The 10440-nt window shown below is 64.2% G+C and carries 16 protein-coding genes; 11 read left to right on the forward strand and 5 right to left on the reverse strand.

Annotation, left to right across the window (positions count from 1 at the left end):
* Nucleotides 1-5: 5 nt before the first annotated feature.
* Entirely contained in the window at nucleotides 6-443 is a 438-nt protein-coding gene (gene rpiB, locus SAB01S_RS14720) for a ribose 5-phosphate isomerase B (RefSeq protein WP_062733881.1), read from the reverse strand.
* A 104-nt stretch (nucleotides 444-547) separates the two neighbouring features.
* Here rpiB and SAB01S_RS14725 point away from each other — a divergent pair, with 104 nt between their 5' ends.
* Nucleotides 548-739, forward strand: a complete 192-nt coding sequence (locus SAB01S_RS14725; RefSeq protein ID WP_062733900.1) for a hypothetical protein — start codon at nucleotides 548-550, stop codon at nucleotides 737-739.
* A gap of 3 nt (nucleotides 740-742) precedes the next feature.
* Here SAB01S_RS14725 and SAB01S_RS14730 read toward each other — a convergent pair whose 3' ends face one another.
* Nucleotides 743-1483 carry a LytR/AlgR family response regulator transcription factor gene (locus SAB01S_RS14730; protein WP_021228252.1) on the reverse strand — a complete coding sequence of 247 codons (741 nt, stop codon included), beginning with the start codon at nucleotides 1481-1483 and terminating at the stop codon, nucleotides 743-745.
* A 7-nt stretch (nucleotides 1484-1490) separates the two neighbouring features.
* Nucleotides 1491-2600, reverse strand: a complete 1110-nt coding sequence (locus SAB01S_RS14735; protein ID WP_062733883.1) for a sensor histidine kinase — start codon at nucleotides 2598-2600, stop codon at nucleotides 1491-1493.
* A 160-nt stretch (nucleotides 2601-2760) separates the two neighbouring features.
* Between SAB01S_RS14735 and SAB01S_RS14740 the strand changes: the two genes are divergently transcribed.
* The 4 genes from SAB01S_RS14740 (at nucleotide 2761) to SAB01S_RS14755 (ending at nucleotide 4442) form a co-directional block, all read left to right on the forward strand.
* Nucleotides 2761-2970, forward strand: coding sequence for a hypothetical protein (locus SAB01S_RS14740; protein WP_062733885.1), 210 nt, complete (start codon nucleotides 2761-2763; stop codon nucleotides 2968-2970).
* Nucleotides 2971-3036: 66 nt separating this feature from the next.
* Nucleotides 3037-3291 (forward strand): hypothetical protein, encoded by a 255-nt coding sequence (locus SAB01S_RS14745; RefSeq protein WP_062733901.1) that lies wholly within the window; start codon nucleotides 3037-3039, stop codon nucleotides 3289-3291.
* A gap of 54 nt (nucleotides 3292-3345) precedes the next feature.
* Nucleotides 3346-3726, forward strand: coding sequence for a hypothetical protein (locus SAB01S_RS14750; RefSeq protein ID WP_021228248.1), 381 nt, complete (start codon nucleotides 3346-3348; stop codon nucleotides 3724-3726).
* Between the two features lie 167 nt (nucleotides 3727-3893).
* A complete protein-coding gene (locus SAB01S_RS14755; RefSeq protein WP_021228247.1) occupies nucleotides 3894-4442 on the forward strand; it encodes a hypothetical protein in 549 nt (182 codons plus the stop codon).
* A gap of 97 nt (nucleotides 4443-4539) precedes the next feature.
* Here the strand turns inward: SAB01S_RS14755 and SAB01S_RS14760 are convergent, their stop codons facing one another.
* The gene (locus SAB01S_RS14760) at nucleotides 4540-5196 is read right to left on the reverse strand and encodes an alpha/beta hydrolase (protein WP_021228246.1); all 657 of its coding nucleotides are present in this window, start codon (nucleotides 5194-5196) and stop codon (nucleotides 4540-4542) included.
* A gap of 155 nt (nucleotides 5197-5351) precedes the next feature.
* Between SAB01S_RS14760 and SAB01S_RS14765 the strand changes: the two genes are divergently transcribed.
* From SAB01S_RS14765 to SAB01S_RS18520, 6 genes are all read left to right on the forward strand, one after another.
* Nucleotides 5352-6398, forward strand: coding sequence for a cysteine desulfurase family protein (locus SAB01S_RS14765; RefSeq protein ID WP_062733887.1), 1047 nt, complete (start codon nucleotides 5352-5354; stop codon nucleotides 6396-6398).
* Nucleotides 6395-7483, forward strand: a complete 1089-nt coding sequence (locus SAB01S_RS14770) for a cysteine desulfurase family protein (protein ID WP_062733889.1) — start codon at nucleotides 6395-6397, stop codon at nucleotides 7481-7483. The genes SAB01S_RS14765 and SAB01S_RS14770 overlap by 4 nt, the downstream gene beginning before the upstream one ends.
* A 17-nt stretch (nucleotides 7484-7500) precedes the next feature.
* Nucleotides 7501-7836 carry a 2Fe-2S iron-sulfur cluster-binding protein gene (locus SAB01S_RS14775; RefSeq protein WP_062733903.1) on the forward strand — a complete coding sequence of 112 codons (336 nt, stop codon included), beginning with the start codon at nucleotides 7501-7503 and terminating at the stop codon, nucleotides 7834-7836.
* A gap of 11 nt (nucleotides 7837-7847) precedes the next feature.
* Nucleotides 7848-8813: an SGM family class A beta-lactamase gene (gene blaSGM, locus SAB01S_RS14780; protein ID WP_062733891.1), complete on the forward strand. Its 966-nt coding sequence runs from the start codon at nucleotides 7848-7850 to the stop codon at nucleotides 8811-8813.
* Nucleotides 8814-9121: 308 nt separating this feature from the next.
* Nucleotides 9122-9325 (forward strand): hypothetical protein, encoded by a 204-nt coding sequence (locus tag SAB01S_RS18190; protein WP_083951369.1) that lies wholly within the window; start codon nucleotides 9122-9124, stop codon nucleotides 9323-9325.
* Between the two features lie 102 nt (nucleotides 9326-9427).
* Entirely contained in the window at nucleotides 9428-9985 is a 558-nt protein-coding gene (locus SAB01S_RS18520) for a hypothetical protein (RefSeq protein WP_157078363.1), read from the forward strand.
* Nucleotides 9986-10157: 172 nt separating this feature from the next.
* Here the strand turns inward: SAB01S_RS18520 and SAB01S_RS14785 are convergent.
* Nucleotides 10158-10440: hypothetical protein (locus tag SAB01S_RS14785; protein WP_218016160.1), on the reverse strand; the 283-nt coding region annotated here is incomplete at its 5' end.

The following is a 10440-nucleotide window of genomic DNA, read 5'->3' on the forward strand; positions in this document are numbered from 1 at the left end:
TCCTTTCAGAGCGCAGGCTGGGAGAGTTTGTCGACGCGGCCGGCATGGCGCCCGCCGCCAAATTCGGTGGTCAGGAATGCGGTCACGCAGGCCTTCGCCATGTCGACGCCGGTCAGGCGCGCGCCCATGGCGAGCACATTGGCGTCATTATGCTCGCGCGCCAGGGCGGCCGACAGCGGCTCACCGACCAGGGCGCAGCGGCACGCCGGGTTGCGGTTGACCGCGATCGAAATGCCGATGCCCGATCCGCACAGAGCGATGCCGCGCTCGGCCGCGCCAGACGCGATCGCCGTCGCGAGCTTGTAACCATAATCGGGATAATCCACCCGGTCGGCGGTCGCCGGCCCCAGATCCTCGACCGTATGCCCCTCCGCGCGCAGCCACTGCGCCAGTTCCGCCTTCAATTCGACGGCGGCATGATCGGAAGCGATGGCGATGTTCATGGGTTGCAACGGTCCTTCACCTGCGGGTGATTCGTGTCTGCGCGCCTCATAGGAGGACAAGGCGGCAATTGCCACAGTCCAGCTTGCCGCTTATGGCATCGGCCATGGCCGGCACGCTACTTTCCATCCTCATGCTCGCGGGCGTCTTGCTGACGGGCGGCGGCATCTATGCCATCATGCGCAAGGGCGATCGCAAGCGCGGCACGCTGATGATCATCGCCGGCCTCGTCATGTTCGCCAATGTCGCGATCACGGCGCTGCCGGGGCCGGACGCGCGCCTGCTGGAAACGCGCTGAGGCTCAGCGCCCCGTCATCGCCCGTGCGTTCGCCAGGAATGTGCGCCCGATCCTGATCTCGCCCCCGTCCGCCAGCGCGGCGAACCACACGCCGCTGCCATCATGGCGCAGCCGCGCGATATGGTCGCGCCGCACGATATGCGACCGATGCAGGCGGACAAATTGCTGCGGGTCCAGCCGCTCCTCCAGCGAACTGATCGTCTGGTGCAGCAAATAGCTGTGCTGCCCGACATGCAGCCGCATATAGTCACGCTCCGCCTCGATCCGGTCGATCTGGTCGGCGGCCAGGCGGATCAGCTCGGACCGGTGCGGCACCCAGAATTCCTCGGCCCATTCAGGTTGCGGCTCGGCCGCCGCTTCCCCTTCGGGCAAGCGGTTGCGCAGCGCCGCCTCCACCCGGTCGATGGCGCGCGACAGGCGATCATGCGCGACGGGTTTCAGCATGTAATCGACCGCCGCCAGGTCGAACGCCTCGACCGCGAAGCCTTCGAAGGCGGTCACGAAAATGACCGCGGGACGCATACCCATCCGCCCGACCGCGCGCGCGACGCCGATGCCGTCCAGCAGCGGCATGGCGATGTCCAGCATGACAAGGTCGGGCTTCAACCCCTCGATCAGGCGCAGCGCCGCCTCGCCATCGCTGGCGGTGCCGACCAGGGCGATGCGCGGTTCGCGCGCGCACAGCATCTGCAACCGCTCGATCGCCAGCGGTTCGTCATCGACGATCATCGTGCGAATGGACATGATGCGTTCAGCACCCCTTGCGAAGGATGGGCAGAGTCAGCAGCACGGCAAAGCCGCCCGCCTCGCGCGGACCATAGACGATCCGCCCGCTCTCGCCAAAGCGCGCGGTCAGCCGGTCGCGCACATTGGCAAGGCCGATGCCGCTGCCGCCATCGGCGTCACCGGGCGGATTGGGACCATCATCGGTCACATTGATATGCATCAGATCGCCATCCTCGCGCGCGGTGATGCGAATCTCCACCGGCTGCGACGTGCGCGACACGCCATATTTGATCGCATTTTCGACCACGGGTTGCAGGATCAGCCCCGGGACGCAGGCGGTCAGCAGCGATGGCGGAATGTCGATCACCGTCTTCAACCGGTCGGGAAAGCGCACGCCCTCAATATCCAGATAAAGTTTCTGGAGATGCACCTCCTCCGCCAGCGGCACATCGTCGAGCGGATCGCCGGTCAGGCTGGTGCGATAGAAATTGCTGAGCGACATGATCATCTGCTCGGCCTCGTCGCGCCGGTCCTTCATCACCAGCGACGACAGCGAATTCAATGTGTTGAACAGGAAATGCGGGTTCACCTGATAGCGGAGCGATCGCAATTCGGCCTGCTGCGCCGCGCGCTCGAGCCGGGCGGCGCGGCGCTCCACGCGGCGCGCTTCGCTGGCGTAGGACAGGGCAAGATAGAGGCCCGCCCAGGCCGACAGGAAGAAGAAGCGGCTGATCGCATCCTCGACGATGCTGATCAGCGCGTAATTTTCCTCCAGCGCCTTTTTCTGCATGTCCGCGTCGGCGAACATCGTGGGGTCATAGACGTTGAACATATAATAGTTGGTCGCCGCCATCGCGAGTGCGAAGGGCGCGGCCAGCGAAAAGGCGGCGACGATCCGCAGCGCCAGCGGCCGCGCATCGAACCGGCGCAGCACCAGATACAGCACCCAGGTGATGATGATGCCGATGATCGCCACCACCATGCGGCGGGCGGCCATTTCCATCTGCGATTCAAAGCCCACGACGGCGGCGCGCAGGCTGACCAGCATGGTGTAGAACAGCCAGAAGCCCAGAATCGAATAAAGCGCGATGGCTGGTGAAACGCCGCGATCGCCGTCTTCGGGAAACAATGTCATGGACCCTGTCTAACCCTATCCGCCATTCTTGTCGCCCTGCGCCGCGGTAACTGGTCGAACCGCGATGCGTGTTGGTCGAACGATCAACAGCGGAACCGCGCCTCCCACCCGTCGTTGACTTAGGCGAAGACGCGCTAACGGTGCGCAGAAGGAGAGTGACATGAGTGACAAGAGCGACATCCGCCCGAACAGCCGCGAGGAAGCGCGCGACGAGCGCGAAACCGATCAGCAGGATCATGTCGTTAGCACGGAGGAAAAGCTGGAGGAGGGCCTCAAGGATTCGATGGATGCCTCCGATCCGCCTTCGACCGCGCGGTCGGGCGACAAGGGCGATCCCGTGCCATCGTCGGGCTATCGCGAAGAGGAATGATGGCGGCGGGCCATATTGATGCTATCATGCGGCGACCATAAAAGAGTGAGAGGAGTGACCCGTTCGATGCCAACGTCCTGCACGCCCGCCGTGGAGCGTATTGCCCGGGTTCTGGCCGGCCGTCATCTCAGCCTCAATGGCGAAGGCCAGGATGCCCATGCATCGAGCGCGGTCGACGCGTCCTGGCCGGATCATGTGGAGGATGCCTATGCCATTCTCCATACCCTGCGGGAGCCTGATGCGCAGATGGCGAGCGCTGGCGATGTGGCGGTATGGCGCAACATGATCGGCGCGGCGTTGGCGAGCAGAACGAGCGCTTAAGCCTTTTGCTAAGATTTTTAGGGCATTGACGCGCGATCCTGGAGTTCGCCGTCAATGCCCGACCGTCATTATGATATCGCGTTCCGTTCTGACCTGCGCCTGATGGACGTGGCGTGGCATCGCTATTTCACTGTCCACGACGTCGAAGCCTATGCCCGCGCCTGCTGGACCGAATTTGACCGTAACGGATTCTATCCCGGCTACCTTCTGCGCATGGATATGAGTCAAAGCGCCATTCAGCCGCAAGATGCGCTGGCCATGTTTCGCACGCATTTTGCCGGCTTCCCCCAGGCGCGCCGCATAGCCATCGTCACGGCCAGCGCACTGGCGCGGTTGCAGGTGCAGCGGGAAATGACGCAATCCTACCTTCAAATTTTCGACAGGGCCGACACGGCCTTTGCCTGGCTGACGCAGGATGTCGCCGCGGTGGCCTGATCCCGGTAGCGCAACCGTCATCCATTTGTCGCAAACGCGGATTTTCATGTTGCGCTGCACAACCAAATCTGATCCCTTGTGAACGGCGGCAGAATGGGCGCTTAAGCCTTCGGTAACCATGGAAGGCGCATAGTCTGTCGTACGACTTGAAGTCGGAGGGCAAGACTATGGGCACGAGTGCAAGACCAGCGGACGGCGCCATCACCTTGGCGGAACTGCGCGAATTCGCGAGCTTCCCGTCTGCGACACAACGCTATATCCGCAGATCCCTGGACATCGGCTTGCGCCGTCGCGACGCGACGAAGCTGTGGTCGCGCGATCTGGTCGAGGAAGCCTCGATCCGGGCGCAGGCCCGCATTTACGGGCGTCTCGACGACATCAAGATGCGTGTGCCCGATGACAGCGGCCTGGAACAAGCCGAACCCTTCATGGCGCCGCTGGTCACTGTGTCCGCGTTCGACCTGGGGCAGGATCGGCTGGGCAGCTTTTCGGCCTATCGCTTCCTCTATGAACGGTTGCTCGGCGCGGGATCGCGGCCCTGGCTGCCGGGCGCCTTTTGCGCGGCGGCCAGCCTGCCGCACCTTCACCCGGAAAAGCGCCGCACTCTGCTCCAGTCGATCAGCGAAGCCGCAGCGACCGCGGCCGGCTGGTCCAACCGCGAGCCGACCTTCTACCCCGAATGGGTGGAAAAGGTGGACATGAGCAAGGCGAACTGACGCACCGCGCTTCGGGGGGAGCGCGGGTCAGCAAAAAGGGCACGGTGGCCAAATGGCAACCGCGCCCTTTTTGCCTGTTCGGCCTGGGTCGGTCCGATCAGCGGATCGGCGAATCCGGCGACAGGCGCATATCCAGATAATTGTCGACCGACTTCATCAGCTGATCCAGCTCATGCTCGAAAAAGTGATTCGCGCCGCGAATCTCGTCATGATGGATGGTGATGCCCTTTTGCGTGCGCAGCTTGTCGACCAGCTTCTGCACCGCGCTTGCCGTCACGACTTCGTCCGCCGTCCCCTGCACGATGATGCCGCTCGACGGGCAGGGGGCCAGGAACGAGAAGTCATACATGTTGGCGGGCGGCGCGACCGAGATGAAGCCGCGAATTTCAGGCCGGCGCATCAACAGTTGCATGCCGATCCACGCCCCAAAGGAAAAGCCCGCGATCCACGTCGTCTGCGCTTCGGGGTGGAAGCTCTGCACCCAGTCGAGCGCGGCGGCCGCGTCGGACAATTCGCCCACGCCATTGTCGAACGTCCCCTGGCTGCGGCCCACGCCCCGGAAATTGAAGCGCAGCACGGCAAAGCCGCGCTTCACGAACGTCTTGTAGAGCGCCTGGGTGATCCGGTCGTTCATCGTGCCGCCGCCCTGCGGGTGGGGATGCAGGATCATCGCGACGGGCGCGCGCGGGCGCGGCGGGGGGCTGAAACGGCCTTCAAGACGGCCTTCGGGTCCGGGGAAAATGACGTCGGGCATGGCACCTGTTATCGTTCTGGGCCGTCCTGTTCCTTGGGCAAGGACCGGGGCGGCGGGAAAAAGGGTCGGCGCAAGCATCAGGCGAAGCTGGCGCGGCGCGGCAGACCGCCTATATAGAAGCCGCCGCCATTTCCGCAATCAATGAGTAACGCCGCTTGGCCGCCGACCGCCTTTACCTTGATCATGCCGCCACGACCCCGATGCTGCCGCAGGCGCGCGCCGCCATGGTCGCCGCGCTGGACCTGTGGGCCAACCCGTCCAGCCCCCATGCCGACGGCCGCGCCGCGCGCGCCGCGCTGGAAGATGCGCGCGCCCGGATCGCCGCCGCTTTGGGGTGGAAGGGGCATGTCATTTTCACCTCCGGGGCCAGCGAAGCGATCGCCATCGCGCTGACCCGCGCCAGGGCGCGCCGGATCGTGACCTCACCCGTCGAGCATGACGCCGTGCTGCGCGTAACGCCGGGCGCGGACCGCCTTCCGGTCGACGCCGACGGAATTGTCCTCAATGCCGTGCGGGCTGAGCCTGCGCACGCAAACGCCATCCTCGCCATCCAGCACGTCAATAACGAAACCGGCGTGATCCAGCCGCTCGAAGGGATCGACTGCGCATCCGGCATCCTGTTTGCCGATTGCGCCCAGAGCGCGGGCAAGCTGCCGCTGCCGGACGCCGACATGATCGCGGTGAGCGCGCATAAATTCGGCGGTCCGCCTGGCGTCGGCGCGCTACTGATCCGCGATCTCACCCTGATCGCGCCCAGCGGCGGGCAGGAACAGGGCTATCGCGCGGGCACCGAAAATCTGCCCGCGATCCTCGCCATGGCCGCCGCCCTCGACGCGCAGAGCGACTGGTTGCTCCGCGCCGCTTCCTTGCGCGCACGCCTTGACGCCGGGATAGAAGCTGCGGGCGGCGCGATCGTCGCGCGCGACGCGCCCCGCATCCCCACCATCGCCAGCTACCGCATGCCCGGCCTCTCCGCCCGCGCGCAACTCATTCAGTTCGACATGCAGGGCATTTCGGTGTCCGCCGGCAGCGCCTGTTCGTCCGGCTCCTTGAAGACCAGCCATGTGCTGGGCGCGATGGGCTGGGACGAGGCGGCGGCGGGGGAGGTCGTCCGCGTCAGCTTTGGCCCGCAGACCAGCGAGGGCGACGTCGACCGGTTCCTTGCCGTCTGGACCGCCATGGCGCACCGGGCGCGGCCATGATCTATCTTGATTATCAGGCGACGACGCCGCTCGCGCCCGAAGTGTTCGACGCCATGGTCCCGCTGCTGCGCGACCAGTACGCCAATCCGCACAGCGCCCATCGCCCCGGCCGCGTCGCCGCCGCGCAGGTCGAAGTCGCGCGGGACGAGATTGCCCGCCTGCTGCCCCCCGGCGGCCGCCTGATCTTCACTTCCGGCGCGACCGAGGCGCTCAACATCGCGATCCAGGGCGCACCGCCCGGCGGCATCGTCACCATCGCGACCGAGCATGCGGCCGTGCTCGATACGGCCGACGCGATGCGGCGACAGGGGCGGGACGTGACGATCCTGCCGGTCGATAGCGACGGCCTGGTCGATATGGACGCGGCCCGCGCCGCCATCCGCCCCGGTGTGGCGCTGGTCGCCGCGATGCTGGTCAACAACGAAATCGGCGTGATCCAGCCGATAGAGGCGCTTGGCGCACTGGCGCGCGATGCTGGCGCGCTGTTCCTGTGCGACGCGGTGCAGGGCTATGGCCGCGTGCCCATCCCCGATGGCTGCGACATGATCGCGATCAGCGCGCACAAGATCCACGGGCCAAAGGGCGTGGGCACGCTCTGGCTGCGCGAAGGCGTCCGTCCCGCGCCGCTGATCCATGGCGGTGGGCAGGAAGGGGGGCTGCGATCTGGCACCCTGTCCCCGGCGCTGTGCGCAGGCTTTGGCGTCGCCGCCCGGCTGATGCGCGAAAATGCCGCCAGCGACCGTGCCCATGTCGAAAGCCTTGCCGCGCTCGCCCGCGCGGCGCTCCCCGACTGGTCGCTCAACGGCAGCGCGACGCACCGCTATCCCGGCAATCTCAACCTGCGGCGCGACGGGATCGACGGCGCGCGGCTGTTGTCTTATTGCCGCAATATCGCTTTTTCGCTCGGCAGCGCTTGCGCAAGCGGGTCCGGGCGGCCTAGCCATGTGCTGCGCGCGCTGGGGCTGACCGATGGCCAGGCGCGCGGATCGGTGCGGATCGGCTTTGGCCGCTACACGACGCCGGATGAGGTGGAGAGGGCTGCAAGGGCGTTGAATGAGGCGGCAGCCGCACAAGCGGCGCCGTGACGAAGGGAGCGCATATCATGACCAGGGTCACCTTCATCAGCGCCGATGGGGAGCGGCGGCAGGAGGTCGACGGGCCGGCCGGCGCCATCTTGCTGGAGGTCGCGCAGGCAGCGGGCCAGCCGCTGGAGGGCACGTGCGAGGGCCAGATGGCCTGCTCCACCTGCCATGTCATCGTCGACGCCGCCGACTTCGCCCGGCTGCCCCGCGCCAGCGAGGATGAGGAGGACATGCTCGATCTCGCCGCCGCCGCCACGCGCACCAGCCGCCTGTCCTGCCAGATCGTCCTCGATCCCGCGATGGACAGCCTCACCGTCCGCATTCCGGGCGAATTTAACAATATGCAGGGAATGTAAGGGGCCGCCCCATGAAGATCGTCACCGCCCTTGGCCTGCTGGCGCTGCTCGCCGCGCCCGCGTCCGCCGCTGATCGGCAGAAGACCCCGGCGAAGGAGCCCGCGCCGACCGGCAATCTCGACACTCTCATGCCCACAGCGCCGCGCTATCTGGTGCCGCAATCGGCGCTGGAGCAGGTCCGCAATCCCAAGGAGATTGAGGAGGAGACGGGCGGCCGCCTGGGCGTCGCGCTGGTCGACCGGCAGGGCGCGCTGCTCCTGGGCTTCAACCGCGACGAGCGGTTCGCCATGTGCTCGACCTTCAAGGCGCCGCTGGCCGCCGCCGTGCTGACCGGCGCGGATGGCGGCAAGTTCGGGCTGGAAGGGACCATCCCCTTCGGCAAGGAGGATGTGCTCGATTACGCGCCGGTGGTGAAGAAGAACCTGAAGCGCGGCCGCATGTCGATGGAGGAATTGGCGCGCGCGGCGGTGGAAGTGAGCGACAACAGCGCCGCCAATCTGCTGCTGCCGATGCTGGGCGGGCCGGAAGGGCTGACCGCCTTCATGCGCGTCCATGGCGATGATGTCACCCGGCTCGACCGCAACGAGCCCACGCTCAATGAAAATGCGCAAGGCGACCCGCGCGACACCACCACGCCCGCCGCCATGGCGGGCCTGATGGCGCGCCTCTTCTTCCGCGACCTCAAAGCGGAAAGCGCCGACCGCCTGCGCGCCTGGTTCAACGCCAGCAGCACCGGCGACAAGCGCATCAAGGCCGGCCTGCCCGAAGGCTGGACCTCGGGCAGCAAGACCGGCAGCTGCGGCACCGCCTATAATGACGTGGCGCTGGTCAAGTCCCCCACGGGCGAGGAATATATCCTCGCCATCTATCTCGACCGCCCGACCATCGACGCCAAGAAAGCCGAAGCCGCCATAGCCGAAACCGCCCGCGCCGCGCTGAACTTCGTGGGCCAGGCGCGCAAGAGCGGCTTGGAATAGCGGGGGAGGGCTGCGGGGTAGCTACGGAATCCGCGTGCCACATTTGCCTGACGCGAAAGATTGGCAAGTGACGATGTCTTAGCTTTGGGAGGTATGTTGGGCCGGCGCAAACTGGCCGTTTGCGGAATGTCGGCTTACGGGCAGCGAAGCGGCAATAGCCGCCGGTCCCCTTCTAGGCAGTCGGCACGATCGCGGTCGGAAATAGCTGTCTGTCGCCCATCGACCAGTTCTTGCCGGTCGACAGGCTTTAACTGCTTCCTGATAGCGGACATCAAGCGATAAAGCTAAAACGGCGAAAGGAGACCACCATGCCAACCGTCGAAGTTTTTGAAAAAGATGAGATGACGCCCCTTTTTCAAGGCGATTTTTCTTTTTTGCCCCGGATAGGAGAATACATCTCCAAGGATGCAGGAGGGTATTTCAACTACTACAATGTGGTTGAGGTCTGGCACCGTGAAGAGGGCGAAACTGGCATCTTTCGAGCGTGCATTCGTGTTGAAATCAACGACTAGGCAATAACCAAGGATAGGCAGCAGCCGACCATTATAGGACATTCCACCGTTAAGCGGCAGTCACCAATTGCGGCCAAACTGGCGAGGCGATAGCTTCAAAGCATGACCCCTGCTTTTCAGACCGTTTTCGATCTCACCAGCAAACCCGATATTATCCGCCCGGCCTATTGGTTCATCGCCATTTTCGTAATTGCAGGCATGGGTCTCGTGGGCCTTGCATGGCTGGCAATTAGAAGGCGTTGGCGCTGGCGTCGCTCACTCCCGATTTTTGCAGCCGCATGGATTGGTATTTGCGGATATATAATTGCAACAGATGTTCGCTACACAGCCGATATTCGTGAAGCGGTTAAATTAGGGCACATCGACAAGACAGAAGGCTGCTTAGCCTATTTTCGTCCGGGCTCTCAGACCGGCACAAAGACGGTCGCAGGAAACGAAGAGTGGAGCGTCAACGGCCTAGTGTTTAGCTATGGAGCAGGCGAAGTGCGCCCGGCTTTTCATTCGGTATCTACGGCGGGAGGTTTGGTCCGGGGGGACTCAAGAGTGAGAGTTTCGTTTGTGGTAAGCCCTGCATATGGGCGACGAGAAATTGTTAAGCTCGAACTTGCCTCGCACGCATGTCCGATGGCACGTCTGGTTAATGCTTTCGACCAACCGTAAGCCGACAGTCGCCTTCCCACCCATGATCGCCATCATCGGGCTATGCAGGCAGGAACTGAAAACGGAACGTCCGCTCTGCCTTGGCGCCGACCTTGTTGATACGATAAGAGCAATAGAGATGGGTGGGAAGCCGACTGGCGGCTTTCGGCTTAGACGATAGGAAAAGCAGCCATCAAATCTGATGGAACGAAACCCCGAAGTCTTCTCCCGCCAGCGTGAATGCCAAGAAGCGACGTTCTGGAAAATCGTAAGCGAGTTTCGCTTGGAGCATCGCAGCCATTGTCTTTGCCAATTGATCTGTTTGCGTTTCTTTTAGCTGGCGTTCGGTCGGATCGTTCGGGAATACGTCTTCCAGCAGGAAGGCGTTCATCGCGGTTTCAATCTGCTGGCGAGTGCGGCCTTGGCTTTCCCACCCCCGTAATCGCGCTTCATTAAGTGGTTCGCGTAACACATAG

Source organism: Sphingobium abikonense NBRC 16140 (genome assembly GCF_001598335.1).
Lineage (GTDB): Bacteria > Pseudomonadota > Alphaproteobacteria > Sphingomonadales > Sphingomonadaceae > Sphingobium > Sphingobium abikonense.

Bases quoted from the DNA above. Each gene is read 5' to 3' on its own strand.
- SAB01S_RS14750 (WP_021228248.1), top strand. From the start codon at position 3,346: ATGCCCGACCGTCATTATGATATCGCGTTCCGTTCTGACCTGCGCCTG.
- SAB01S_RS14775 (WP_062733903.1), top strand. From the start codon at position 7,501: ATGACCAGGGTCACCTTCATCAGCGCCGATGGGGAGCGGCGGCAGGAG.
- blaSGM (WP_062733891.1), top strand. From the start codon at position 7,848: ATGAAGATCGTCACCGCCCTTGGCCTGCTGGCGCTGCTCGCCGCGCCC.
- SAB01S_RS14725 (WP_062733900.1), top strand. From the start codon at position 548: ATGGCCGGCACGCTACTTTCCATCCTCATGCTCGCGGGCGTCTTGCTG.
- SAB01S_RS14740 (WP_062733885.1), top strand. From the start codon at position 2,761: ATGAGTGACAAGAGCGACATCCGCCCGAACAGCCGCGAGGAAGCGCGC.
- SAB01S_RS14745 (WP_062733901.1), top strand. From the start codon at position 3,037: ATGCCAACGTCCTGCACGCCCGCCGTGGAGCGTATTGCCCGGGTTCTG.
- SAB01S_RS14770 (WP_062733889.1), top strand. From the start codon at position 6,395: ATGATCTATCTTGATTATCAGGCGACGACGCCGCTCGCGCCCGAAGTG.
- SAB01S_RS18520 (WP_157078363.1), top strand. From the start codon at position 9,428: ATGACCCCTGCTTTTCAGACCGTTTTCGATCTCACCAGCAAACCCGAT.
- rpiB (WP_062733881.1), bottom strand. From the start codon at position 443: ATGAACATCGCCATCGCTTCCGATCATGCCGCCGTCGAATTGAAGGCG.
- SAB01S_RS14735 (WP_062733883.1), bottom strand. From the start codon at position 2,600: ATGACATTGTTTCCCGAAGACGGCGATCGCGGCGTTTCACCAGCCATC.
- SAB01S_RS14730 (WP_021228252.1), bottom strand. From the start codon at position 1,483: ATGTCCATTCGCACGATGATCGTCGATGACGAACCGCTGGCGATCGAG.
- SAB01S_RS14755 (WP_021228247.1), top strand. From the start codon at position 3,894: ATGGGCACGAGTGCAAGACCAGCGGACGGCGCCATCACCTTGGCGGAA.
- SAB01S_RS18190 (WP_083951369.1), top strand. From the start codon at position 9,122: ATGCCAACCGTCGAAGTTTTTGAAAAAGATGAGATGACGCCCCTTTTT.
- SAB01S_RS14760 (WP_021228246.1), bottom strand. From the start codon at position 5,196: ATGCCCGACGTCATTTTCCCCGGACCCGAAGGCCGTCTTGAAGGCCGT.